Source organism: Microseira wollei NIES-4236 (assembly GCF_020521235.1).
Classification (GTDB): Bacteria; Cyanobacteriota; Cyanobacteriia; order Cyanobacteriales; family Aerosakkonemataceae; genus Microseira; species Microseira wollei.
Window position 1 is genome coordinate 1 of record NZ_BLAY01000441.1, and the last position, 1,371, is coordinate 1,371.

1 protein-coding gene is annotated in these 1,371 nt (G+C 46.3%); it reads left to right on the top strand.

The window, feature by feature from the left end; all coding sequences use genetic code 11:
- Window positions 1-158: 158 nt before the first annotated feature.
- Window positions 159-1,371, top strand: a 1,213-nt coding sequence (locus MiSe_RS49105; RefSeq protein WP_226594819.1) for an RNA-guided endonuclease InsQ/TnpB family protein, incomplete at its 3' end; no start/stop codon positions are given.

Below are 1,371 nucleotides of genomic sequence, written 5' to 3' on the forward strand. Positions count from 1 at the left end.
GAGAGCCTTCTTCAGTGATGAATTGTGCCCTTGAACGATGTGAAGCGTAGCTGAACAAGAGATTGGGCACTTCGGAAGAACTGCCAATCTCCTATAAACGAAGCGAACACAAGTACCTATACTGTGTTAGAGCAGTTATCATTTCACTCTAAGGATTCATGCTGAAAGCAGTCAAAGTCCGAATCTATCCCACCGATGCCCAGCAAGTTCATCTGGCTCAGGCATTCGGTTGTTGCCGATGGGTCTGGAATCAATCTCTCGCCATCATGTCTCAAACGTACTTTGAGACAGGACGTGGCGTTTCAGCAATGGATATGAAAAAGCTGCTCCCTATTTGGAAGAAAGAGTATGAATGGCTTTCTGAGTGCTATTCCCAATGCTTGCAGCAATCTGTCTTGAATCTGGGTGCTGCATTTGGCAATTTCTTTGATGGGCGTACAAGCTATCCTTCATTTAAGCATCGGCACGGTAGACAATCGATTCAGTATCCAGCTAGCGTCAAAATCCTCAGTCAGTCTGAGGTTAAATTCCCTGGCAAACTTGGAACGGTGAAGGCGAAAATTCATCGCGATTGTATTGGAAAACTGAAAACGGTCACGGTGTCGAGAATGCCGGACGGTCGCTATTATGCCTCGTTACTGCTTAACGACGGAATTGAAAAGCCTTCTTCAAGCAGTGCAGGTAAAGCGATTGGGATTGATTTGGGATTGATTGATTTTGCGGTTACATCTGACGGCTCCAAGTTCAACAATCCGAAGCATCTCAAAAAGCATGAACGCAACCTAAAGCGGAAACAGCGTAGACTATCCCGCAAAAAGGATAAGACGACAAACAAACGGCGCAAAGCTAAAGTTGCACTTGCAAAAGTGCATAGCAAAATTTCACGAGTGAGAGAAGACTTCCTTCACAAGCTATCCCGCAAGATAGTGAACGAAAACCAAGTAATTGTGGTGGAAGATCTGGCAGTGAAAAACATGGTCAAGAATCACAACCTAGCTAAATCCATCAGTGATGCTGGGTGGGGAACGTTTCAAACCATGCTCAAGTATAAAGCAGAGCAAGAAGGCAAGATTTACCTGGAAATTGGGCGATTCTTCCCGTCATCGCACCTTTGCAATGCAACACTGCTCCCGATTCCCAAGATGGATCTCTCAGTGCGTTCCTTTCTATGTCTCCATTGCAACGTGCATCATGACAGAGATGTGAACGCCGCCATCAACATCAGAAATGAAGGCTTGCGGATATTGGCGTTGGGAACCAGCGCTACTGCCCAAGGAGGCAATGTAAGACCAAAACCGTATGGTCGCAAGTCCACTACGGTCAAGGCTGTTGCTGATGAATTGGGAAGCCCGCGCTCTATCGCTTTGCGAT